Genomic DNA, 21,983 nt, shown 5'->3' on the forward strand with positions numbered 1-21,983 from the left:
ACGCACAGGAGTACGGATGCGGAAGGGGTTTGTGTCGGTGTTCCGCGTAAAAATTTCGCCGGGCCGCGCAGACACCGGCTTCGTCGCCCGCCGCTTGATCCGCCGTTGGCGAAAGGTTGACCAATCATCGGGGGAAGGGACGGGAACACGGGCCTAGATTCGCCGCATGCCCCCACAGCCACCCCCCAGAATGCCCGGCTCCCTTCCCGTCCTGCCCTACCGCAAGCCCACCAAGGGCCGCGACTACTGGGTGCTGGACGACGTCCTGCCGGACGTCGACGCCGTACGGGAGCGGTGTCTGGCCAAGGACGACTGGGTCAAGGGCTACCCGTACACCTCCGAGACCTGGCCGGGCCTGCGTGCCATGCCCGGCCTGGAGCCGGCTGAACTCGGCCGTGTCGAACGGCTGGTGAAGAAGGCGACCGGCGCCAAGGAGCTGTGGGTGCAGCAGGCGCCCGGCGGCGGCACCCTCAACCACAACTGCGTCCAGGTGGTCGGCGAGGGCGAGAGCGAGCCCCGCCCGCACACCGACTCCCGCGCGCTGTGCCGGTACGCGGCCGTGCTGTACCTCAATCCGCACGTGCCCAAGGACTGCGGCACCAGCTTCTACCGCCAGTCGCTGCCCGGCGGCCGCCTCGGCGGCAATGTCGTCCAGGCGCCCCACAACAACCTCGTCGAGGCCCTCGGCACCCGCTTCGTGTCTCCGGACGTGTTCGAGGAGGACGTCCGCGTCCCGCACAAGTACAACCGTCTCCTGCTCTACAACGCCAACCTCGTGCACAGCGCGACCGGCTACTTCGGCAAGGAACTGGAGGAGAAGCGGATGACGGCGGTCTTCTTCTGGATGGCCTGAGCCCCCCGTGGCCCAGATCACGTCCCTGCCTGTCACGTCCGCCCGGGCCCGGCTGTCCCATGGACATCACCGGCACACCGATCCCGGGAGCGGACATGTCGAAGCAGCCGAAGACAGGACGAGGGACGTACCGCGGCCACCGTGTCGTGGTCCTGGGCGCCGTGGCTGCACGGGCATGCCGGCGGCGATCCGCCTGGCCCACCGCGCGCGCCGCACCGGCGTCACCATCACCCTGGTCAACCCCTCCGCCCGCTTCACGGAGCGCCTGCGGATGCACCAGGCGGCGACGGGCCAGGACCTTGCCGAGCACCGCATCCCCGACCCGCTCGCGGGCGCGGATGCCGACGGCGGCGTACACGGTGGACGCGATCGCGCGCCGGCTGCACGGCCGCCCGCTCCACCCCTTCCGCCGCGGCTACGTCCACCAGCCGGTGAGCCTGGGCCGCGGGGACGCGGTCATCCGGTTCACCCACGCGGACGACACCCCGCGGCGGGCGTGTCTGAGGGGCCGCGCGGCGGCCCTGTACAAGGAGCTGGTGAGCGCGAGCCCCCTGCCGTTCCACCGGCTGAGCAGGCGCGTGACCATGACGGTGACGGTGTCGAGGGCGGGCAGCGCGAGGACTCGGGGCCGCCACCGACGACGGGAACGAACGGCTTCTGGCAGGTTGATCCCATGGAGAGCACGGAGAGGCAGAACGACCGGAGCGCGGGCCAGGACCCCGACCCGTACCTCGAACACAGGCGTCTGCTGTTCGCGACGGCGTACCGGATGCTGGGCAGCGTGACGGACGCGGAGGACGTCCTCCAGGACGCCTGGCTCAAATGGAACGCGGCGGACCGTTCCGCGGTCCGCAATCCCCGCGCCTATCTGGTGCGCACCGTCACGAACCTCTCCCTGAGCCGTCTGACCTCGGCCCGGGCGACCCGCGAGGAGTACGTGGGCCCCTGGCTCCCCGAGCCCCTCCTCACCTCCCCCGACGCCTCCGAGGAAACGGAACGCGCGGACAGCGTGTCGACGGCGATGCTGGTGATCCTGGAGACGCTGTCCCCGGTGGAGCGGGCGGTGTTCGTCCTGCGCGAGGTCTTCGGCTACTCCCACGCGGAGATCGCCGGCATTCTGGACCGCCCGGAACCCACCGTCCGCCAGATCGCTCACCGCGCCCGCTCCCACGTCCAGTCCCGCCGCCCCCGCTACGACACGGACCCCGACCGGCGGGCCCGCGTCACCGCCCACTTCATCGAGGCGTGCGCGGGCGGCGACCTGAACGCGGTGATGGAACTCCTCGCCCCTGACGTCACCTGCTGGTCGGACGGCGGCGGCAAGGTGACCGCGGCCCGCCGCCCGCTGTACGGCCCGGCCCACGTGGCGAGGTGGATCCTCGGCGTCCTGGCGAAACGGCAGTCGGCGGGCATGACCTTCCAACGGGCTCTGGTCAACGGCGAACTGGGCCTCCTGTTCAGCCTCGGCGACCTACCGGTGGCCGTCCTGACCTACGACCTGGCGGAGGACCGCATCAAGAACCTGCGCCTGCAGGTGAACCCGGAGAAGCTGAAGGGACTTCAGGCCCTCAGCCACCCCGGCCAGGCATAGCCGAGCTGCCGGGCGGACTCCGGAGGCCGTCCGGCCGGGGCCCAGGTTGCTGCACCGGCCAACCTTTTGCCAGGTCGTGACCCGCAGGCGTACATCCTCAGGGGCCCCGTCATGGTCGGTAGTTGTCGTCCGCTCTGCTTGTTCATCCTTTTCCCAGGAGCTCCATGCCCCTCAAGCGGGTCTCGCTCACGGCGGCGATAGCGGTCGCCGCCGGGCTGACCACTGCCACCGTCGGCCTCAGCGGTTCCGCCGCCTGGGCCGACAGCACGGCGGCACTGCCGCTGTCCCACTACTCGCACATGCTGGTCGACACCGCTCACCAGCACATCTTCTTCAGCCAGGGCACCGGCACGACCGGCATCGTGGTGACCGACCTGTCCGGCAGCCCCGTCACCACGATCGCGGACGAGCAGGGCGCCACCGGGCTGGCACTGTCCTCCGACGGCGGGACGCTCTACGCGGCCCTGGCCGACGGCGACGCGGTCGCCGCCATCGACACGGCGACGCTCACCGAGTCCACCCGCTGGCCGACCGGGACCGGGAGCGCCCCGGTATCCGTCGCCGTGGCGGGCGGCCGGGTCTGGTACGGCTACGCGGCCGACGGCAACGGCGGCATCGGGTCGGTGGATCCGGCCGCCGCCGATCCCGCGGCGACCCCTCGGCCCTCGATGTCGCACTGGTCGGTCGCACCCCTGCTCGCGACGGGCGGCGGTGTGCTCGCCGCCGAGGAGCCGCAGCAGAACCTCAGCCACGTGGCCACCTTCGACGTCTCCTCCGGGACCGCGTCGGCCCAGGCCGACACGCTGGTCGGCGGCGGTACGGCGACCGGGCTCCAGGTCACCGGCGACGGCGCGGAGGTGCTGATCGCCGCCCCCCAGCAGGCGGCCCTGAAGGCGTACCGCACCGCGGACCTCGGCAGCACCGACCCGTCGGTGTACTACACCGGCGGCGTGAACTCCGGCCCGAACTCGCTCGCCGTCGACACCGACGGCACGATCGCCGTCGGCAGCACCTCGGGCTCGGCCGCCGGAGTCCACCTCTACGCCGGCTCGAACACCCTCGCCGAGAACCACGTCGCCTTCCCGTCCGGCACCGTGGCCCCGGACGGCCTGGCGTGGGGATCCGACGGCGCGACGCTCTACGCCGTCACGCGGGACTCCTCCGGTGCCCACACCCTCAACGTGCTGGGCGCCCCCAAGCTCACCGACACCGAGCTCTCCCTGACCCACCCGCAACAGGCGGTCCCCACCCAGCAGTACACGGTCACCGGAGCACTGAGCACCAAGGGCTTCGTACCGTCCGGCGCCTCGCTCCAGGTCACCCGTGACGGCACGGCACTGCCCGACGCCACGGTCGGCAAGGACGGCTCGTTCGCCATCGGCGACACCCGGCAGGACGAGGGGGCGTACACGTACCGGGTGACGTACGCCGGTGACGCGGCCCACCGCCCCGCGACGGCCTCGCTGACGGTGCACGTGGCCCGTCTGGCGACCCTGATCACCTTCCCGGAGATCGGCTCGGCGACGCCGCACTCGGTGGTCCTCACCGGCTCGCTCATGACCGGGCTGAACCTCGGCACCCTTCCCGAGGGCACGACCGTCCAGGTGTCCAGGACCAACGAGGACACCCAGGAGACGACGCAGCTCCCGTCGGTCCCGGTCGACACGGCCACCACCGAGTTCACCGTCAAGGACGCCCCGGGCAGCGCCGCACGGTTCACCTACCACCTGTCGTACGCGGGTGACACCACCCACCAGCCGACCGCCGCCGACGCGGGCATCCAGGTCTCCCCGTACGCCCCCGCCCTGACCCTGAAGGCCCCGGCGACCGCCACCCGCGCCACCGCCCTCACCTTCGGCGGCACACTGAGCGACGCGCCCTACGGCGACGGCGAGACCGTCACCGTGTCCCGCACGGACGCCGCCCACACGACCGCGCCCGTGAAGTGGACCGTGCCCGTGGGCAGCGACGGCACGATCACCGTCAAGGACACCCCGCCCGTCGGCGGCGCCAACACCTACACGGTCGACTACCCGGGCGACGCCTCCCACCGGGCGGCCACCGCATCCGCGATCGTCCAGGTCTCCCGTGCCACCACGGCCCTCTCCGTCACCACCAACGCGTCCTCGTACGCGTACGGCGCGACGGCCACCGCCACCGCCCACCTCGGCACGACGTACAACGGCCGCACGGTCTCGATCTACGCCACGCCCGTCGGCGGCAAGAAGACCCTGGTCAAGACCGGCACCGTGGACAGCAAGGGCAACCTGTCGGCGACGTACAAGCTCACCCGCAACACCACCTTCACGGCGTCCTTCGCGGGCGACTACCGCTACGCCCCGGCCACGGCCACCCGCACCGCCCAGGCGTACGCGAAGATCGCGGAGACACTGAGCGGCTACTACACGAGCACGACGTACGGCGGCACCACCTACCGCGTCTACCACCACACCGCGAAGCCGCGGGTGGCCGCCACGGTGACCCCGAACAAGTCCGGCCAGTGCGAGCGCTTCCAGGCCCAGGAGTACTACAGCGGCGCCTGGCACACGCTCACCACCTCGGACTGCTTCACCTTGGACGCGAACAGCACCGCGGCGACGCAGCTGGGCCTCACCAACGCGGTCGACCACCGGTTCCGGGTGCGCTCGGAGTACGTGCACGCCACGACGGACACCGCCAACCCGAGCACGTGGAGCGGCTGGCTGTACCTGACGGTCAGGACCTGAGCGACCTCGCCGGCGGCCGCCTGACATGATCGAAAAATGATCAGCGAACCCGCGCGGCCGGCCCGCACGAAGCACGTCCTGTTCGATGTCGACGGCACGTTGATCGACGCGCTGGGCAACCAGCGCCGGGTCTGGGCGACCTGGGCGCAGCGGTACGGCCTGGACGCGGAGGAGGTCCACCGGGTGGCGCTGCTCACGCGCCCCATGGAGACGTTCGCCCAGGTCGCTCCGGACCATGATCCACAGCAGTGCCTGGCCCTGCTGCACGAACTGGAGGACGAGGACGTCCGGTCCGGCGTCTATACGGCCTTCGCCGGCGCACCCGAGCTGCTGCACGCCCTGCCGCCGGGCTCCTGGGCCCTGGTCACCTCCAACTACGAGCACCGGGTGCGTGGCCGCTTCCGGCGGACGGGCCTGCCGGTGCCGGACCTGATCGTGGACGCGGCCGCCGTCGAGGAGGGCAAGCCCTCTCCCGTCCCGTATCTGCGGGCCGCCGGGCTGCTCGGTGCCGAACCGGAGGGCTGCCTGGTCATCGAGGACGCCCCCTCGGGTGTGCTGTCCGCGCTGCGGGCCGGGATGACGGTGTGGGGCGTGAACTCGGCGGCCGCGGTGGAGGGCGTGCACCGCCACTTCGTCACGCTGCGCGAAGCGGTCCCGCACATCCTGGCCTTCGCGTCCGTGACCCGGGGGACCGGGGTGGCCTGAGGCCGGGCATACCCCGGTGCTTGGCGAAGGTGACGCGCGTCTCCCCGTCACGCCGAGGCGGGTGGTGGTTCGGCTGGCGCGTCCCTGGCAACAGTGGTCCGTCGTGCGCCACGATGACCCGGTGAACGAACGGATAGTCCGGCCCGCCACCCATCCCGACCTCGCCGTGAGGCCCCTCAAGGTGTCCGGGCAGCTGACCGCCGGGGGGTTGTTGCTCGCGGGTCTTGCGTGGGTGGTGCGGGCCGTGTGGGAAGCGCGGCTGGCCGTCGCGGGGGAGCCCGACTCGGGGCCGCCGGATCAGGGAAACGGGGTGCACCGGCCGCTCAACGGGCTGGAGGACTCGTATCACTTCGTGACCTCCCTCGGGGGAGGCGTCACCTTCCTGTGTGCGCTGCTGTTCACCGCGTGGCTGTGGCGGGTGCGGGACAACGCGCGTGCGCTGACGGGGCAGGCGCCGAAGTACGCCGGGATCTGGGTCTACCTCGGGTGGATCGTGCCCGTCGTGAACCTGTGGTTTCCGCGGGGGATCGTCGCCGACGCCCACCGGACCACGGCGCCGGGGCGGAAGCTGCCCGTCTCCGTCAACGTGTGGTGGGGGCTCTGGCTGATCGGGATGCTCAGCGGGGTCGGACTGGTGTACGACGACTCCACCGACGAGATCATCGCCCGGGCGTACACCGAGGTGTGGCCGCTGCTCGCCTCCGACGCCGCCGTCGTCGGTGCCGCCGTGGCCGGCGCGTTCGCCGTACGGGCCGTCACCGCCGTGCAGGTGGAGCGGATCCGTCAGGGACAGGGCCGGCCCGCGGAGACCGCGGACCTCCCCGGCAAGAGCTAGGCCGCCGTTCCGGGGCGGGGCGGGGCGCACCGCCGGGCGCGTGCCCGGGTGAGGTGTCCCGTGAGTGGTGGGGCTCCGCGGCAGGGACGAGGATTCCTGCATGAGCGTCTTTGCCATCGTGGGTGCCGGGCCCGGGCTGGGGGCCGCCGTAGCTCGTCGGTTCGGGCGGGAGGGGTACGACGTCGCCCTCGTCGCCCGGGATCGGCACCGGCTGGACGAGCTCGTGGGTGAGCTCGCCGACGAAGGCGTCGCCGCGCGGGGGTTCGCCGCCGATGTGCGCCGGCCGGAGGAGCTGGTGGCGGCTCTGCGGGACGCCGCCGCGGCGCTCGGGACCATCGAGGTGCTGCAGTACAGCCCGGTTCCGCACCGGGACTTCATGCGGCCCGTGCTGGAGACCCGGCACCGGGATCTGCTCGGGCCGATCGAGTTCTCGGTGTACGGGCCGGTCGCGGCGGTGCAGCAGGTGCTGCCGGGGATGCGGGAGCTGGGACGGGGGACCGTCCTCTTCGTCAATGGCGGGACGGCCGCCGTACCCCATCCGGAGCGGGCGGGGACGTCGATCGCGTTCGCGGCGGAGAGCGCGTACGGGCATTTGCTGCACGACCGGCTGGCCCCCGAGGGGATCCATGTCGGGCAGCTGGTGATCCCCGGGGCCATCACGCCCGGGCACGTGCGGAAGGACCCCTCCGTGCTGGCGGACACCCTGTGGGGCATGCACCGGGACCGGCGCGGGTTCCGGCACTACGCCGACGACCTGGACAGCTGACCGACCTTGGGGAGATCCGGGTCGCCCTGCGTGAAGAGCGTTTGTGAGCCAATATGGTGATGTTGGCCGCATTTGCTCTCTTCAAGGGGGCCTCAATGGCTGTCGAAATCCCTCCGCTCATCAAGCCCTCCCGGCTCAGGAGCCGGGGCGGCCTGCTGGGCGAGTGCCTGGCGGAGTTCCTCGGGACCTTCGTCCTCATCTCCTTCGGCTGCGGCGTGGTCGCGATGGCGGTTGCCGCACTGCCCGGCTCGGGCCGTGCCGCCACCCCCACGACGATCTTCCTCGCGGCCGGTGACTGGCTGCTCATCACCTGGGGCTGGGCGTTCGCCGTCGTCTTCGGCGTCTACGTGGCCGGCGGTGTCAGCGGTGCGCACCTGAACCCGGCGGTGACGCTGGCGATGGCCGTGCGCCGCGGGTTCTCGTGGGCCAAGGTGGTGCCGTTCTGGTTCTCGCAGATCGTCGGCGCGATGACCGGGGCGGCCCTGGTCTATCTCGTCTACCACAACGCGATCAACGCCTTCGACGGCGCCGTGGTGGGGCCGAAGGTGAACGGGCACACGAACGCCACGTTCTCGATCTTCGCGACCTTCCCGGCGCCGTACTTCCACGGCGGCATCTGGGGGCCGCTGATCGACCAGATCGTCGGCACGGCCTTCCTGCTCATGCTGATCGCCGCCATCATCGATGTGCGCAACCAGGCCGTGAAAGCCAACCTCGCGCCGCTGATCGTGGGCTTCGTCGTCGCCGCCATCGGCATGTCCTACGGCGCGAACGCCGGCTACGCCATCAACCCGGCCCGTGACTTCGGACCGCGGCTGTTCACCTACGCGGCGGGCTGGGACAGCCTGGCGTTCCCGGGGAGCGTCGCCGGCGCGTTCAGCGCCTATTGGTGGATCCCGATCGTCGGGCCGCTGATCGGCGGGACCGTCGGGATCCTGATCTACGACCTGTTCATCGGCGACGTCCTGGTCGTGCGCGCCGAGATGGCCGAGCTGCCCGAGCCGGGCCGGACCCGGCCGGTGAAGGAGGTCGGCGAGGACGAGTACTAGAAGGTCCTGTCGTCCGACGGCAGGGCCCGGTGTGCTGTGGCCTCCGCCGCCGCCCGGCGGGCCGCGGACGCGATCTCCTCCAGTGCCGCGAGGTGGCCGGCCAGCGCCCGGCGGCCGCTGAGGGTGAGGGCGGCCCAGGTGCGCGGGCGCTTGCCGAAGTAGCCCTTGCGGACGCTGACGTACCCCGTCCTCTCCAGGGCCGAGAGTGTCTTGCTCAGCGTCGAGTCGGACACCTGGCAGTAGTCCCGCAGGACGGCGAACTCGGCCTCCCCGCAGCCGGAGAGGTAGGCGGCGAGGGCCAGCCGGGTGGGGTGGTGGAGTTCGCGGTCCAGGGCGGGAGGCGTGCCTCCCGGGCCGGCGGTCATGCCGTACCCGCCCGGGCGGCGCGCACCAGGTATTCCAGGCCGCTGGCGAGGCCGAAGCCGATGAGCCAGCCGGTCACGCCGTACGGGACCGCGGCCAGGAGGCCCACGGCGGCGGGCGCGAAGGGGAGCAGCCAGGCGCGCCAGGCGGGCCGGCCGGGCCCGCAGTCCCGGCCGAACCAGCGCGTCACCCCGCCGTGGTGCGCGCCGGACCAGACCAGGACGAGGAAGACGGTCAGGCTGAGCAGCCCGGCGGGCAGCAGCCAGACGCCCCAGGGGGGTCGCCGGTCGGCCAGCCCCAGCGCGGTGAAGCCGACCGCGAAGGTCAGTCCCTGGCCGATCGCGTAGCCCCGGGGCCTGTTGCGTTCGTCGCTCGCCTTGCGCGCCGCCGCCTGGGCGGCGCATGCGGTGGCCAGTGCGTCCCGCGCCCGGCGCGCGTCCATCGGGTCCCCCGTGCTGTCCATGCCTGTCCCTCCGGTGCAGTCAAGGGGCGGTGGTCGGCCGCCCCGCATCCGTACCGTCACCTTGGACAGTACTTTCCATGAATGCAAGTACTTTCCGCACTCACATGGGAGTCACCAACCGGTCAGCAGCAGGTGGTTGAGGAGCAGGGCGAGGACCGCCTGGGCGGTGAGCCAGGCCCGGGGCCGGGTGAGGTACGCGCACGCCGGGAGCAGCCACACCGCGAACGGCAGCCAGATGCGCTCGGTCTCGGCCTTGCTCAACCCGGACAGGTCGGCGATCAGCAGGGCGAGCAGGGCGGCGCAGACGAGGAGGGCCAGGCGGACGGGGGCGGCGGATGTGCGGGGTGCCGCTGGGGTGCTCGCCCTCCACGTGAGCGTGCCGTCCGTGCGGGTGAGCGTGCCGGCCGTGCGGCGCAGGCCCGCTGCCGTCGCCGGGCCGGTGATCAGGGCCGCGCAGGCGAGGTTGGCCCACACCCAGTAGCCGTAGGGGCGGGTGCCGCCGACGCCCTGGTAGTAGCGGGTCACCAACAGGTGGTACGCCGTCCACCAGTTGAACCCGGCGAGCGTGAACGCCAGGGGGACGACGGCCAGTCCGGCGAGCAGGGCCGGCGGCAGCGCCGGGCGCGCGCGGATCCCGTCCCGGCCCAGCAGCAGCACCGCCACCGCGGGAAGAGCGACGAGGGTGAGGCCGTAGGACAGGTAGCAGGTCAGGCCGAGGAGCAGGCCGGAGGCCGCCGCCCGGGCCGGCGATCGCTTCGTGACCGCGAGCGCGAGCAGGGCCAGGGCCCAGGCGGCGACCGCGGCGAAGTAGGCGTCGGCTGAGGTGCCCAGCCAGACGGCCGCCGGGGTGAGGGCAAGGAAGGGGGCGGCGCGGCGGGCCAGGGTCTCGTCCGCCAGGGCCCGCACGGCGACCAGGACGGCCACGCAGGCCGTCGCGCCGACGAGCACGCACCACATCCCGGCCCAGCCGCCGCCGCGCAGCCCGATCCGGTCGAGGAGGACGAAGGTGAGCGTGGAGGCCGGCGGGTGACCGGCGACATGGGCCGGCCAGGGGGCGGGGGTGCCTTTGACGATGTGGTGGGTGAAGTCGCGCAGGGTGGCCGGGGCGTCGTGGAAGCGGTCGATGACCCGGAGGTATTCCTCACGGGTGGTCAGGCGGCCCGCGATGCCCCGGTGCCAGCCGTCGACGAGGGCGAGCGAGCAGATCCAGGCCGTCGCCGTCGCCCAGGCCGCCGCGAGCAGGGCGCGCCAGGGCAGGCGGGCTGCCAGGGGTGGCCCGTACGCCACGGCGGCCGCCGCGAGGAGGACGGCGGCCGGGGTGCCGGGGCCCAGGTGCGGGTCCCATTCGGCCAGCAGGGGAGGCCAGTGCACGTAGAGGGTGTGGCGCGTGTCCTGGATGTGGCGGCCGACCAGGACGGCCGCCGTCACGAGCAGGGCGGCGGCGCAGGCGGCGTACAGGTCGCGGCGCAGGGAGCGGGTCACGTCGGCACGTTAGGCCGCACCGCCCCGCGCGGGCCGTCGTACGGGCCGGACGTCAGCGTTTCGTCATGGGTCGCGCACCCTTTCCCGGACGTTTCCCGGCCTACGGTCGGAGCATGCGCGACCATCCCCGGCTTCCCACTTCCCCCGGTTTCTGGCGCAGCCCCCTGCGCGGTCCCTGGTTCACCTCGGTGCTCGGCCTCGTGCTGCTCGCCGGCATCACGGTGCTGTTCGTGACCGGCCTCGTGTCGTACGCGGCCTACAACCCGGGCCTGTCCCGAGTGAACGACACGACCCCGGACAAGGGCATCCTCGGCTTCTACCTGTTCGCGTGGCCCACCGGCCCCGTGTGGCTGTACCGGTTCACCCAGGGTGTGCACGTCACCCTCGGCATCACCCTGGTCCCGGTCCTGCTGGCCAAGCTGTGGTCGGTGGTGCCGAGGCTGTTCACGCTGCCGCCGGCCCGTTCGCTCGCGCACGCGCTGGAGCGGATATCGCTGCTGCTGCTGGTCGGCGGCGGCCTGTTCGAGTTCACGACCGGGGTGCTCAACGTCCAGCTGGACTACGTCTTCCCCGGCTCCTTCTATCCGCTGCACTTCTACGGTGCGTGGGTGTTCTTCGCCGCGTTCCTCGCGCACGCGGTGCTGAAGACACCGGCCGCCGTGCGGAACGTACGGCGGCGGGCGCGGGAAGAACGGGTGCGAGAAGGGCGGGTGCGAGAGGGCCAGGTGCAAGAGGAACGGGTGCGAGCAGAGGGCGACCTGGTCTCCCCGCGTCCCGACCCGCCCACCGTCTCCCGGCGCGGGGCGCTGGCGCTGGTCGGCGGCGGCTCGCTGCTGCTGTTCCTCACCACCGCGGGGCAGAGCCTGGGCGGTCCCTTCCGCCGCACCGCCCTGCTCGCGCCGCACGGTGGGGCCGACCCGGGCGGTCCGAACGGCTTCCAGATCAACAAGACGGCCGCGTACGCGGGGATCGGCGCGGCGGAGACGGGGGAGGAGGCCTGGCGGCTCGTGGTCACCGGGCGTACCGGAACCGTCCGTCTCGCCCGCGCCCAGCTGCTCCGGATGCCCCTGCACAGCTCCTCGTTGCCGATCGCCTGTGTGGAGGGCTGGTCCACGGCCGACCAGTGGTGGCGCGGGGTGCGGCTGCGCCACCTCGCGGCGCTGGTCGGGTACGACGGTGATCCGCCGGACGTGTTCGTGGAGTCCCTGCAGCGGCACGGCGCCTTCCGCCACGCGGCGCTGCGCGCCAACCAGGTGGCGGACCCGCGCTCCCTGCTCGCCCTGTACGTCAACGGCGAGGACCTGTCCCCCGACCACGGCTACCCGGCGCGGATCATCGTGCCCGCCGCGCCCGGTGTGCTCAACACCAAGTGGGTGGCCCGGCTGACCTTCGGAGACCTGTGATGCCGCGCCGCGTTCCGGTTGGCAGTCCCTTCCAACTGCTGCTGCTCACCTGCTCCTTCGCGCTCGCCGGGTACGCCGGGACACGGCTCCTGGCCGGTGACTGGTTCGGGGTGGCGCTGTGGATCGTGGCGGCCGCCCTGCTGCACGACCTCGTGCTGCTGCCGCTGTACGCGGTGCTGGACCGGGCGGTCGTACGCGGGCTCGACGCGGGCGGGCGGCGGGCGTGGGTGCCGTACGTGCGGGTGCCGGCCCTGCTGTCGGGGCTGTTGCTGCTGGTGTGGTTCCCGCTGATCCTCGGTCTGGTGGACCGGCGTTACCGCTCGGCCACCGCCCTGTCCGCCGATGTCTTCCTCGGGCGCTGGCTGCTGGTCACCGCCGTGCTCTTCGGCGGCTCGGCGCTGCTGCTGGCGATGCGGGTCCCCCCGCTCGGACGAATCCGGGAGCGGGGGAAGGTGCGCAGGGCGACGAAGCGGCGCCCGCCGGCCGCCCACTGAGCGGCCGTCCGCCATCCGGCGCGGTCCGCGAGCCGGAGCAGGGCGGGGGTGCCGATCCGCGCCCAGGGGAACGGGGCGCCGACGGCTTCCCGGCCGTGGGCGACGACCTGCACCTCGGTCCGCTCCTCGACGTCCTGCGGAGCGGTCTCGGCGATCAACAGCCCGTCGTGCGCGAGGAGTTGAGCCATCCGGTGCAGCAGCGCGCCCGGGTCGCCGCCGATGCCGACGTTGCCGTCCATGAGCAGTACCGTGCCCCAGCGGCCCTCGCCGGGCAGCGGGTCGAAGACCGAGCGGCGCAGCGCCTGGCCGCCGACGGTGATGGTGCGGGTGACGGCGGCCTCGCTGACGTCGACGCCGAGGACGGTACGGCCCCGGGCGGCGAGCTCCGCCACCAGCCGGCCCGGCCCGCAGCCGACGTCCAGGACGGCGCCCTCGCAGCGGTCCAGCACCGCCCGGTCCACGGCGTCCGCGCCGGCGCACCAGCGCTCCACCTCCAGCGGCAGCAGCCGGCCGTCGGCGCGGCGCAGGAACAGCGGGCCCCGGCCGGTGCGAAGGGCCGTGGCGTAGGGGTCGGATGCGGCCCAGGCGGGCGGGGCGGTCGTGGCGCTCATCGGGCGGCCGTGCAGTCGGCCAGCCGGGCGGCGAAGGCGCCGTGCGGGGCGAGGGCGGCGACGGCACGGGCGTCGGCGACGGTGTCGACGTCCCGCAGCCGGGGCAGGTCCCGCACCCGCAGCCCGGCGGCGACCAGCCGCTCCCGCTGCACGGCCCCGGTCACCGGCGTCGACATGGGCACGCCCCGCAGCAGCGCGGGCTCGGGGCGGGCCAGGCCCAGCGCCCAGAAGCCGCCGTCCTCGGCCGGCCCGAAGTACGCGTCGCAGTCCGCGAAGTCCACGGTGAGCAGGTCCGGGGTGACCTGCGGGGTGTCCATGCCGATCAGCAGGGCCGGGCCGGAGCAGCGGGCGAAGGCGTCGGCGAGCCGGGCGTCCAGGCCGCCCGCGCACTGCGGCACGACGTCGAAGCCGGGCGGCAGCCAGGGGCCGGGCCGCCCGTCGAGCACGAGCATCCGGCGCGCGGCCGGGGCTTCGGCCACCGCCCGCAGGGTATCGGCGAGCGACGCCTCGGCGAGAGCGGCGGCCTGCTCGGGGGAGAAGGGCGGAGTGAGCCGCGTCTTGACCCGGCCGGGCCGGGGCTCCTTGGCGATGACGAGAAGGGTCGTCATGAGAGGTTTCCTTTGCGATGACCGGAGTTCGGGCTGGGCAGGGGTGGGGTCGCTCGCCCGCGCGCGGGGTGCCGCTGCGCTCACCCGTGCCGCCCCGGCGGCACGACTGCCCGCGGGCTACGGGGTGCCGGCCGGGTGGGCCGCCGGTGGCTCGTTCAGGACGCGGCTCATGTCCCGGACCGCCTGCCAGGTGCCGCGCCAGGTGCCGGTGACCTTCGAGGTGCCCGTGCGGGGCAGGTACGGCACGTCGTGCTCGGTGACGCGCCAGCCCGCGTCGGCCGCGCGCACCACCATCTGCAGGGGGTAGCCGCTGCGCCGGTCGGTCAGGCCGAGGGCGAGGAGGGGCTCGCGGCGGGCGGCGCGCAGGGGGCCGAGGTCGTGCAGGCGCAGCCCGGTGCGGCGGCGCAGGAGGGCGGCGAGCGCGAGGTTCCCGGCCCGGGCGTGGGCCGGCCAGGCGCCCCGGGCCTGCGGCCGGCGCCGGCCGAGCACGAGGTCGGCCTGGCCGGCGCGGACCTCGCGGACGAACGGGACCAGCTGGGCGGGGTCGAGGGAGGCGTCGCAGTCGCAGAAGCAGACCACGTCGGCGGTGGCGGCCAGCAGCCCGGCGTGGCAGGCGGCGCCGAAACCCCGCCGGTCCTCGCGCACGACGGTCGCGCCGAGGGAACGCGCGAGGTCGGCGGAGCCGTCGGTGGAGCCGTTGTCGACGACGAGGGCGCGCCAGCCGGCCGGGATGCGCGCGAGGACCCAGGGCAGGGCCCCGGCCTCGTTCAGGCAGGGCAGCACGACGTCCACGTCGGGCGGGGGCGATGAGGTGGTCACGGCGTTCACCCTACGAACAGGAATCGTCACAAAGCGGACTCCCGCTCCTTACGAAACGCGGACGTCGGACCCGTGGACGGGCCCTGGCGGCGCCGTGGTGCCAGGGTGGAGGACATGCAACAGCCGTACGCATCCCCGCAGACCGGACCGGACACCGGGCAGCAGCCGGGCGCCCGGGGCCGGATCCTCGTCGTGGACGACGATCCGACCGTCGCCGAGGTCGTCGCCGGGTACCTGGACCGTGCCGGATACGCAGTGGACCGGGCCGCCGACGGCCCGACCGCCCTCGAGCGCGCCGCCGCGCACCGGCCGGACCTGGTGGTGCTGGATCTGATGCTGCCCGGGATGGACGGCCTGGAGGTGTGCCGGCGGCTGCGCGCGCACGCACCGGTGCCGGTCGTCATGCTCACCGCGCGCGGCGACGAGGACGACCGCATCCTCGGTCTGGAGGTCGGCGCCGACGACTACGTGACCAAGCCGTTCAGCCCGCGCGAGCTGGTCCTGCGGGTGGAGTCGGTGCTGCGCCGGGCCCGGCCCGTCGCCCCGCGAGGACCGCGCGGGCCGCTCGGCGCGGCCGGTCTGACCGTCGATCCGGCCGCCCGCCGCGCCACCAAGGACGGCGTCGAACTGGCCCTGACCCTGCGCGAGTTCGACCTGCTCGCCTTCTTCCTGCGGCATCCGGGGCGGGCGTTCGGGCGGGAGGAGCTGATGCGCGAGGTGTGGGGCTGGGACTTCGGCGACCTGTCGACCGTCACCGTCCACGTCCGCCGGCTGCGGGGCAAGGTCGAGGACGACCCGGCACGGCCCCGTCTCATCCAGACGGTGTGGGGCGTCGGCTACCGCTTCGACGCCACCGGGAAGGAGGCCGGCTGACGTGCGCGACACCCTCCTCATCGCCCTCTACGCCTTCCTCGGCGCCGCCGCCACCGGCCTCGCCGGAGCGGGTGTGCTGCGCCTGAGCCGCCGGCGTTCCCTCACCACCTCGCTGGCCGTGGTGGCCGCCGTCGGGGTGGTGGCCATGCTCGCCGGGACCATGGCCGTGGCCCAGGCGATGTTCCTGTCCTCCCACGACCTGAGGGTCGTCACCACCGTCGTCGCCATGGCGGCCGTCGTCTCGCTGGTCACCGCGCTGCTGCTGGGCCGCTGGGTCGTCGCCCGCAGCCGCGAACTCGCGGACGCGGCGCGCGACTTCGGCGACGGCGGCGCCTTCGCCGCACCCGCCGTACCGGCCACCGCCGAACTGGACGCACTGAGCCGCGAGCTGGCCGCCACCAGCGCCAGACTCGCCGCCTCCCGGGAACGCGAGCGGGCCCTGGAGACGGCCCGGCGGGAACTCGTCGCCTGGATCTCGCACGACCTGCGCACCCCGCTCGCCGGGCTGCGCGCCATGTCGGAGGCGCTGGAGGACGGGGTGGCCGCCGACCCCGACCGCTACCTCAAGCAGATCCGCACCGAGGTGGAACGCCTCAACGACATGGTCGGCGACCTCTTCGAACTCTCCCGCATCCACGCCGGCACCCTGCCCCTCAGTCCCGCCCGGATCTCGCTGTACGACCTGGTCGGCGACGCCCTCGCGGGGGTCGGCGCGCTGGCCCGCGAGCACGGTGTCCGGCTGGTCGGCGACCGGGTGGAGCCGGTGCCGGTGGAGGTCGACGGCAAGGAGATGAGCCGGGTCCTCGCCAACCTGCTGGTGAACGCCATCCGCCGCACCCCCGCCGACGGCACGGTCGCCGTCGCCGCCGAGCGGGCGCCCGACGGTGTGGTGCTCTCGGTGACGGACGGCTGCGGCGGCATCCCCGAGGAGGACCTGCCCCGCGTCTTCGACACCGGCTGGCGCGGGACCGACGCCCGGACCCCGCCGGCCGGGGCGGGGCTGGGGCTGGCGATCGTACGGGGGATCGTGGAGGCGCATCAGGGCCGGACGACCGTGCGGAACATCCCGGGCGGCTGCCGTTTCGAGGTGACCCTGCCGCCGGCGGAGGCGTAGGCCCGCGAGGGCCTGTTGCGCACCAGGCCCTGGTCGGCCAGGTTCTCCGCGAAGCCGGTGTACCTGCCGGCCGGCAGGGCCGCCTTCGCCGGGCCGAAGGAGGTCGACGCCGTTGTCGAGTAGAGCGTGGACGAGGCGCCCGGCAGGAACCGGACCGCACCCTCGGGGGCGTTCTCCTGCGCGGCGACGGCCGTCAGGTCGGCGCGGCCGTCGCGGTCCACGTCGGAGGCGGGCCGTTGAAGTCGCCCTGCAGCCCGGAGGGGGCGGCCGAGGCCGGGGCGGACAGGGCCACCGGGATCAGGGCCGCGACGAGCAGGGCGGTGAGCGCGGTGCTGCCGCGCAGGGGGTGCTTCACGTCCGTGTCTCCCGAGGAAGAAGGGGGCAGAGGTCGGTCGGCAGGGCCGCACCGAAGGACGAGCGGGCGCACAGGCCCGGGGACTGGGCTGTGAGCAGGGTCGAGCCGGTGCCGGTGGGGCCGGAGGGCGGCCGGGCAGGAGGGGGCGGCGGCCGTTCTCCCACGCGGAGGCGACCGGTTCGGCGCGGCCGTGGCCGGCGACGTTGCGCAGCGGGACCCAGGCGGTGGGCCGTGCCCGGACGAGCACGACGCCGCCCGCCTGCTCGAGGAGCGCGGCGGGCGGCTTGCGCATGGTGTCTCCCACCGCTCGGGGCGGCCGGGGACCGGGTGCCGCGCTCAGGAGACCGTCGGAAAGGAGCGGGGGCTGTACGGGAGTTCGGTGCGTTCTCGGGGTCCGTGTGACGGCTCACCGCACCCGCGCGAACTCCCGCATCCCCTCCGCGAAGCCGATCTCGGGCTTCCAGCCGAGGTCCGCCCGCAGTCGGGAGGAGTCCGCCGTGATGTGCCGTACGTCGCCCAGCCGGTACTCGCCGGTGACCACCGGTTCCGGGCCACCGTGGGCGGCGGACAGGGCACGGGCCAGGTCGCCGACCGTGTGCGGTTCACCGCTGCCGGTGTTGTACGCGGTGAGCGTTCCGGGGCGCGCTCCGGCCTCCAGCGCGGTGACATTGGCGGCGGCCACGTCCCGTACGTGCACGAAGTCCCGGCGCTGCCGCCCGTCCTCGAACACGCGCGGTGCCTCGCCCCGTTCGAGGGCCGAGCGGAAGAAGGAGGCGACGCCGGCGTACGGGGTGTCGCGGGGCATCCGGGGGCCGTACACGTTGTGGTAGCGCAGGGAGACCGCCGTACCGTCCGTGGAGCGGGCCCAGGCGGCCGCCAGGTACTCCTGGGCGAGCTTGGTCGCGGCGTACACGTTGCGCGGGTCGGGCCGGGCGTCCTCGACGACCAGGCCGGGGGACAGGTCCGCGCCGCAGAGCGGACAGGTGGGGTCGAAGCGGCCCGCCTCCAAATCGGCGGCGGCGCGCGGGCCGGGGCGCACGACACCGTGCGCGGGGCACTCGTACCGGCCCTCCCCGTACACCACCATCGACCCGGCCAGCACCAGCCGCCGTACGCCCGCCTCGGCCATCGCGGCGAGCAGGACGGCGGTGCCCAGGTCGTTGCGGGAGACGTACTCGGCCGCGTCCGCGACCCCGTCGCCGAGACCCACCATGGCGGCCTGGTGGCAGACGGCGTCCACCCCCGCCAGCGCCGCACGGACGGCCACCGGGTTGCGCACGTCGGCGCCCGGACGGTCCCGGACGTCGAACACGACCGGCTCGTGCCCGCGCGCCCCCAGCGCGTCGACGACATGGGACCCGATGAACCCGGCACCGCCGGTGACCAGTACTCGCATACGGCCACGCTAGGTCCGCGACCGGCCCGGGCCTGGGCATGACGGGCGGTGCGTCACCGCTCCGTAAGGAGTCCTCACAGGGACCTGGCGGGCCAGTCCAGCAGGCGGGCGCCGATCACCGCCGTCTGCAGGGTGTAGCGGTGCGCCGGGTCGGCCGGGTCGGCGCCGGTCAGCTTGTGGATGCGCTCCAGCCGGTAGGTCAGGGCGCGCACGCTGAGCGTGAGGCGGCGGGCGGCCACGGCGGCCACGCAGCCGGAGTCGAAGTACGCGGTGAGCGTGTCCAGCAGCGGCCGCGCACCGCCGCGGGCCGCGGTGAGCGGGCCGAGCGTGTGGAGGACCAGGTCGGCCATGGCCTGCCGGTCGCGGGCGAGCACCGGGTACACGAGGAGGTCGGCGGCGCGCAGCAGCGGCTGGTCCAGGTCGAGCCGCGCGGCCATCTCCAGCGCGGCGAGGGCCTCTTCGTACGACTGCACGACCCCGCCGGGGCCGGGCTGCGGACGGCCGACCGCGACCCGGCAGCCCTCGTCGGCCGCGTACGCCTGCTTGGCGAAGTGGGTGAGGACCTCGTCCTCGTCGCCCGGCGCGACGCACAGCAGCCGGCCGTTCTTGGTGGTGAGCAGGATGCTGCGGGCGTCGAAGCGGGCGAGGACCGCGCGTTCCACCTGCCGGGTCACCGGGTCGCCCTCGGCGTGCGGGATCGGACCCTCGGCCACGGCGACCGCGTGCGCCCGGGACAGCCTCAGGCCGAACCGCTCGGCGCGCTGGGCGAGCCGGCCCAGGTCGCTGCGGCCGTAGAGCAGGTCGTCGATGAACTCCCGGCGCGACGCCTCCTCCCGGCGCACGGCGAGCCGCTGGGCGCGTTCGTAGCCCTCGGCGAGCGCGTCGATCGCCTGCTGTACGGCGGCCAGCGTGCTGTCGGCCGAGCCGGGCACGGCGGGCCAGGCGGCGCGGGCGGCGGCCAGGTGGGCGACGACGAGGGCGCGCAGTCCGTGGCCGGCGTCGGCGGCCTGTTCGCCCAGGGCGCGGCGGGCGGCCAGCTCCTGCCGGGTCAGCCGGCGGCCGGTGGCCGCGACCTCGGCCAGGGTGCGGGCATAGCCGTCCAGATAGTGCTCGGGTATCGCCTGCTCGGTCACTCCGTCCCCGTTCCCCCGTGATCCTGACGCGCCGTTGACGCTTTCTTGGCGCTCGTCCGGCATCGAGACCCTAATGAACGCTGCCGGAAACCGGCAATGCGCGGGCGCGCGCCCCGCGTGCACCATCCGGGACGGGGAGCATTACGGATGGCTCCGGTGCCGGACACCGGCAGGCGTTCCGCACCGGAGCCGGAGGCTCTTCCGCCTTCGTCGCCCGACGCACAAGGACGTATGCCATGGAAGCCCTCGGCGTGCTCGTCGCCGTCTGTCTCGTCGTCGTACTGCTCGCGCTGTCGGCCTTCTCCCGCCTGTACCGCAAGGTGGACCAGGGCCGGGCGCTGATCGTGTCCAGGACGCGCAAGGTCGACGTGACGTTCACCGGGCAGATCGTGCTGCCGGTGCTGCACAAGGCCGAGGTCATGGACATCTCGGTCAAGACCATCGAGATCAGCCGCTCCGGCCGGGACGGGCTGATCTGCCGGGACAACATCCGTGCCGACATCCGGATCTCGTTCTTCGTGAAGGTCAACAAGACCGTCGAGGACGTGATCAGGGTCGCCCAGTCCGTCGGCACCGAGCGCGCCAGCCACCAGGACACCCTGCAGACGCTGTTCCACGCGAAGTTCTCCGAGGCGCTGAAGACCGTCGGCAAGCAGATGGACTTCACCGACCTGTACACCAAGCGCGAGGAACTCCGGTACCACATCATCGAGTTGATCGGCGTCGACCTCAACGGCTACCACCTCGAGGACGCGGCGATCGACTACCTGGAGCAGACCCCGCTCACCCAGCTGGACCCGGCCAACGTCCTCGACGCCCAGGGCATCCGCAAGATCACCGAGCTGACGGCGATCGAGCACGTACGCACCAACGAGGCGCAGCGCACCGAGGAGAAGGAGATCACCCGGCAGAACGTCGACGCGCGCGAGGCCATGCTGGAGCTGGAGCGCCGGCAGGCGGACGCCGAGATCAAGCAGAAGCGGGAGATCGAGACCTCCCGGGCCCGCGAGGAGGCCGAGACCGCCCGCGTGGCCGAGGAGGAGCGGCTGCGCGCACAGGGCGCCTTCCTGCGCACCGAGGAACAGCTCGGCGTGCAGCGTGAGAACCAGGCCCGGGAGGTCGCGGTCGCCGCGAAGAACCGGGAGCGGGTCATCGCCGTGGAGAACGAGCGCATCGAGAAGGACCGGCTGCTCGAGGTCATCGCCCGGGAACGGGAGACCCAGCTGACGAGGATCGCCGCCGAGAAGGAGGTCGAGGCGGAGAAGCGGGACATCGCCGAGGTCGTCCGGGAGCGGGTCGCGGTCGACCGAACGGTCGCCGAGCAGGAGGAGTCCATCAAGAAGCTGCGCGCGGTCGAGCAGGCCGAGCGCGAGCGCCAGGCCATCGTGATCGCCGCCGAGGCTCAGGCGCAGGAGAAGCTGGTCAAGGACATCAAGGCCGCCGAGGCCGCCGAGCAGGCCGCCACGCACCGCGCCGCCGAGGAACTCACGCTCGCCGAGGCCCGGTTGAAGACCGCCGACCTCGACGCGCGGGCCAAGCTGCGGCTCGCCGAGGGCATCCAGGCCGAGGCCGCCGCCGAGGGGCTGGCCGCCGCCCAGGTCCGTGACAAGGAGGCCGAGGTCACCGTGAAGGCCGGCCGGGCGGAGGCGGAGGCCACCGAAGCGCGGCTGCGCGCGGAGGCCGAGGGCGCGCAGGCCAAGGCGCTCGCGGAGGCCGAGGGAGCCCGGGCGAAGGCCCTCGCGGAGGCCACCGGCATCGGGGAGAAGCTGAAGGCCGAGGCGGAGGGCCTGACCGAGAAGGCCGCCGCGATGGCCGCCCTGGACGAGGCGTCCCGGGGACACGAGGAGTACCGGCTGCGGCTGCAGGCGGAGAAGGAGATCCGGCTGGCCGGCCTGGAGACGCAGCGGCAGGTCGCCGAGGCGCAGGCCACGGTCCTGGCGACCGGCCTGGAGAACGCCGACATCGACATCGTCGGCGGGGACTCCGTCTTCTTCGACCGGCTGATGTCGGCGGTCTCCCTCGGCAAGGGCGTCGACGGCTTCGTCGACCACTCCCGTACGGCACAGGCGCTCGCCGGACCCTGGCTGGACGGCTCGGGCAGCTTCACCGACGACCTGAGCCGGATCCTCGGCTCGCTCGGCACGGCCGACGTGCAGAACCTGACGGTCTCGGCGCTGCTGATGAAGCTGATGAAGTCCGGCGGCCCGGAGGCCGGACAGGTCCGGCAGCTCCTGGACCGGGCCGGCGAACTGGGCCTCGCGGACACCCCGCTGACCGCCCTGAACGGCAACGCCCGGGGGTGAGCGCCCAGGCCGGGCCGTCGCACGGGGGTCGGCGGCCCGGC

Annotated in this window: 21 protein-coding genes and 1 pseudogene; 12 read left to right on the forward strand and 10 right to left on the reverse strand. The window is 73.6% G+C overall.

Annotated elements, in window-relative coordinates; all coding sequences use genetic code 11:
• The first annotated feature begins 166 nt into the window (after window positions 1-166).
• The 7 genes from ACFZDC_RS05250 (at window position 167) to ACFZDC_RS05280 (ending at window position 8,525) form a co-directional block, all read left to right on the forward strand.
• A complete protein-coding gene (locus ACFZDC_RS05250; protein WP_391320268.1) occupies window positions 167-853 on the forward strand; it encodes a DUF6445 family protein in 687 nt (228 codons plus the stop codon).
• A gap of 673 nt (window positions 854-1,526) precedes the next feature.
• The gene (locus ACFZDC_RS05255) at window positions 1,527-2,444 is read left to right on the forward strand and encodes an RNA polymerase sigma-70 factor (protein WP_391320270.1); all 918 of its coding nucleotides are present in this window, start codon (window positions 1,527-1,529) and stop codon (window positions 2,442-2,444) included.
• Between the two features lie 164 nt (window positions 2,445-2,608).
• On the forward strand, window positions 2,609-5,170 hold the full coding sequence (locus tag ACFZDC_RS05260; protein WP_391320272.1) for a hypothetical protein: 2,562 nt from the start codon (window positions 2,609-2,611) through the stop codon (window positions 5,168-5,170).
• Window positions 5,171-5,206: 36 nt separating this feature from the next.
• The gene (locus ACFZDC_RS05265; protein WP_391320274.1) at window positions 5,207-5,875 is read left to right on the forward strand and encodes an HAD-IA family hydrolase; all 669 of its coding nucleotides are present in this window, start codon (window positions 5,207-5,209) and stop codon (window positions 5,873-5,875) included.
• A 121-nt stretch (window positions 5,876-5,996) separates the two neighbouring features.
• Window positions 5,997-6,710, forward strand: a complete 714-nt coding sequence (locus ACFZDC_RS05270) for a DUF4328 domain-containing protein (RefSeq protein WP_391320276.1) — start codon at window positions 5,997-5,999, stop codon at window positions 6,708-6,710.
• A gap of 100 nt (window positions 6,711-6,810) precedes the next feature.
• The gene (locus ACFZDC_RS05275; protein ID WP_391320278.1) at window positions 6,811-7,476 is read left to right on the forward strand and encodes an SDR family NAD(P)-dependent oxidoreductase; all 666 of its coding nucleotides are present in this window, start codon (window positions 6,811-6,813) and stop codon (window positions 7,474-7,476) included.
• A gap of 95 nt (window positions 7,477-7,571) precedes the next feature.
• On the forward strand, window positions 7,572-8,525 hold the full coding sequence (locus ACFZDC_RS05280; RefSeq protein ID WP_391320280.1) for an MIP family channel protein: 954 nt from the start codon (window positions 7,572-7,574) through the stop codon (window positions 8,523-8,525).
• On the opposite strand, the gene ACFZDC_RS05285 is transcribed toward ACFZDC_RS05280, so the two are convergent.
• The 3 genes from ACFZDC_RS05285 to ACFZDC_RS05295 all read right to left on the reverse strand — a co-directional run bounded on the left by ACFZDC_RS05285 (window position 8,522) and on the right by ACFZDC_RS05295 (window position 10,833).
• Window positions 8,522-8,890, reverse strand: coding sequence for a transcriptional regulator (locus ACFZDC_RS05285; protein WP_391320282.1), 369 nt, complete (start codon window positions 8,888-8,890; stop codon window positions 8,522-8,524). The two genes, ACFZDC_RS05280 and ACFZDC_RS05285, sit on opposite strands and share 4 nt — an antisense overlap.
• Entirely contained in the window at window positions 8,887-9,351 is a 465-nt protein-coding gene (locus ACFZDC_RS05290) for a hypothetical protein (protein ID WP_391320284.1), read from the reverse strand. The genes ACFZDC_RS05285 and ACFZDC_RS05290 overlap by 4 nt, the downstream gene beginning before the upstream one ends.
• A 111-nt stretch (window positions 9,352-9,462) precedes the next feature.
• Window positions 9,463-10,833 (reverse strand): hypothetical protein, encoded by a 1,371-nt coding sequence (locus tag ACFZDC_RS05295; protein WP_391320286.1) that lies wholly within the window; start codon window positions 10,831-10,833, stop codon window positions 9,463-9,465.
• Window positions 10,834-10,946: 113 nt separating this feature from the next.
• Between ACFZDC_RS05295 and ACFZDC_RS05300 the strand changes: the two genes are divergently transcribed.
• Window positions 10,947-12,236, forward strand: coding sequence for a molybdopterin-dependent oxidoreductase (locus ACFZDC_RS05300; protein WP_391320288.1), 1,290 nt, complete (start codon window positions 10,947-10,949; stop codon window positions 12,234-12,236).
• Complete coding sequence (locus ACFZDC_RS05305; protein ID WP_391320290.1) at window positions 12,236-12,730, forward strand: hypothetical protein; 495 nt, start codon at window positions 12,236-12,238, stop codon at window positions 12,728-12,730. The genes ACFZDC_RS05300 and ACFZDC_RS05305 overlap by 1 nt, the downstream gene beginning before the upstream one ends.
• Window positions 12,731-12,876: 146 nt before the next feature.
• On the opposite strand, the pseudogene ACFZDC_RS05310 reads toward ACFZDC_RS05305, so the two are convergent.
• The 3 genes and pseudogenes from ACFZDC_RS05310 to ACFZDC_RS05320 all read right to left on the reverse strand — a co-directional run.
• Window positions 12,877-13,341: pseudogene (locus ACFZDC_RS05310) on the reverse strand (class I SAM-dependent methyltransferase); the annotation flags it as partial.
• A complete protein-coding gene (locus ACFZDC_RS05315) occupies window positions 13,338-13,949 on the reverse strand; it encodes a DUF2064 domain-containing protein (RefSeq protein ID WP_391320292.1) in 612 nt (203 codons plus the stop codon). The pseudogene ACFZDC_RS05310 and the gene ACFZDC_RS05315, both read right to left, overlap by 4 nt.
• Window positions 13,950-14,066: 117 nt before the next feature.
• Window positions 14,067-14,777, reverse strand: coding sequence for a glycosyltransferase (locus ACFZDC_RS05320; RefSeq protein ID WP_391320294.1), 711 nt, complete (start codon window positions 14,775-14,777; stop codon window positions 14,067-14,069).
• Window positions 14,778-14,882: 105 nt separating this feature from the next.
• Here ACFZDC_RS05320 and ACFZDC_RS05325 point away from each other — a divergent pair, with 105 nt between their 5' ends.
• Complete coding sequence (locus ACFZDC_RS05325) at window positions 14,883-15,641, forward strand: response regulator (protein ID WP_391320296.1); 759 nt, start codon at window positions 14,883-14,885, stop codon at window positions 15,639-15,641.
• 1 nt (window position 15,642) lies between these two features.
• On the forward strand, window positions 15,643-16,755 hold the full coding sequence (locus ACFZDC_RS05330) for an ATP-binding protein (RefSeq protein WP_391320298.1): 1,113 nt from the start codon (window positions 15,643-15,645) through the stop codon (window positions 16,753-16,755).
• On the opposite strand, the gene ACFZDC_RS05335 is transcribed toward ACFZDC_RS05330, so the two are convergent.
• The 4 genes from ACFZDC_RS05335 to ACFZDC_RS05350 form a co-directional block, all read right to left on the reverse strand.
• Entirely contained in the window at window positions 16,680-16,976 is a 297-nt protein-coding gene (locus tag ACFZDC_RS05335; RefSeq protein ID WP_391320300.1) for a hypothetical protein, read from the reverse strand. The genes ACFZDC_RS05330 and ACFZDC_RS05335 overlap by 76 nt on opposite strands.
• Window positions 16,949-17,110, reverse strand: a complete 162-nt coding sequence (locus tag ACFZDC_RS05340) for a hypothetical protein (RefSeq protein ID WP_391320302.1) — start codon at window positions 17,108-17,110, stop codon at window positions 16,949-16,951. Before ACFZDC_RS05340 ends, ACFZDC_RS05335 begins: the two co-directional genes overlap by 28 nt.
• A gap of 406 nt (window positions 17,111-17,516) precedes the next feature.
• Window positions 17,517-18,506 carry an NAD-dependent epimerase/dehydratase family protein gene (locus ACFZDC_RS05345; RefSeq protein ID WP_391320304.1) on the reverse strand — a complete coding sequence of 330 codons (990 nt, stop codon included), beginning with the start codon at window positions 18,504-18,506 and terminating at the stop codon, window positions 17,517-17,519.
• A gap of 74 nt (window positions 18,507-18,580) precedes the next feature.
• Entirely contained in the window at window positions 18,581-19,639 is a 1,059-nt protein-coding gene (locus tag ACFZDC_RS05350) for a helix-turn-helix domain-containing protein (RefSeq protein WP_391320306.1), read from the reverse strand.
• A 236-nt stretch (window positions 19,640-19,875) separates the two neighbouring features.
• Here ACFZDC_RS05350 and ACFZDC_RS05355 point away from each other — a divergent pair, with 236 nt between their 5' ends.
• Window positions 19,876-21,942, forward strand: coding sequence for a flotillin family protein (locus tag ACFZDC_RS05355; RefSeq protein ID WP_391320308.1), 2,067 nt, complete (start codon window positions 19,876-19,878; stop codon window positions 21,940-21,942).
• Window positions 21,943-21,983 lie beyond the last annotated feature (41 nt).

The sequence above is a fragment of the Streptomyces sp. NPDC007905 genome (genome assembly GCF_042959345.1).
Classification (GTDB): Bacteria; Actinomycetota; Actinomycetes; order Streptomycetales; family Streptomycetaceae; genus Streptomyces.

Bases quoted from the DNA above. Each gene is read 5' to 3' on its own strand.
- ACFZDC_RS05250 (WP_391320268.1), top strand. From the start codon at position 167: ATGCCCCCACAGCCACCCCCCAGAATGCCCGGCTCCCTTCCCGTCCTG.
- ACFZDC_RS05255 (WP_391320270.1), top strand. From the start codon at position 1,527: ATGGAGAGCACGGAGAGGCAGAACGACCGGAGCGCGGGCCAGGACCCC.
- ACFZDC_RS05260 (WP_391320272.1), top strand. From the start codon at position 2,609: ATGCCCCTCAAGCGGGTCTCGCTCACGGCGGCGATAGCGGTCGCCGCC.
- ACFZDC_RS05265 (WP_391320274.1), top strand. From the start codon at position 5,207: ATGATCAGCGAACCCGCGCGGCCGGCCCGCACGAAGCACGTCCTGTTC.
- ACFZDC_RS05275 (WP_391320278.1), top strand. From the start codon at position 6,811: ATGAGCGTCTTTGCCATCGTGGGTGCCGGGCCCGGGCTGGGGGCCGCC.
- ACFZDC_RS05280 (WP_391320280.1), top strand. From the start codon at position 7,572: ATGGCTGTCGAAATCCCTCCGCTCATCAAGCCCTCCCGGCTCAGGAGC.
- ACFZDC_RS05285 (WP_391320282.1), bottom strand. From the start codon at position 8,890: ATGACCGCCGGCCCGGGAGGCACGCCTCCCGCCCTGGACCGCGAACTC.
- ACFZDC_RS05290 (WP_391320284.1), bottom strand. From the start codon at position 9,351: ATGGACAGCACGGGGGACCCGATGGACGCGCGCCGGGCGCGGGACGCA.
- ACFZDC_RS05300 (WP_391320288.1), top strand. From the start codon at position 10,947: ATGCGCGACCATCCCCGGCTTCCCACTTCCCCCGGTTTCTGGCGCAGC.
- ACFZDC_RS05305 (WP_391320290.1), top strand. From the start codon at position 12,236: ATGCCGCGCCGCGTTCCGGTTGGCAGTCCCTTCCAACTGCTGCTGCTC.
- ACFZDC_RS05315 (WP_391320292.1), bottom strand. From the start codon at position 13,949: ATGACGACCCTTCTCGTCATCGCCAAGGAGCCCCGGCCCGGCCGGGTC.
- ACFZDC_RS05325 (WP_391320296.1), top strand. From the start codon at position 14,883: ATGCAACAGCCGTACGCATCCCCGCAGACCGGACCGGACACCGGGCAG.
- ACFZDC_RS05345 (WP_391320304.1), bottom strand. From the start codon at position 18,506: ATGCGAGTACTGGTCACCGGCGGTGCCGGGTTCATCGGGTCCCATGTC.
- ACFZDC_RS05355 (WP_391320308.1), top strand. From the start codon at position 19,876: ATGGAAGCCCTCGGCGTGCTCGTCGCCGTCTGTCTCGTCGTCGTACTG.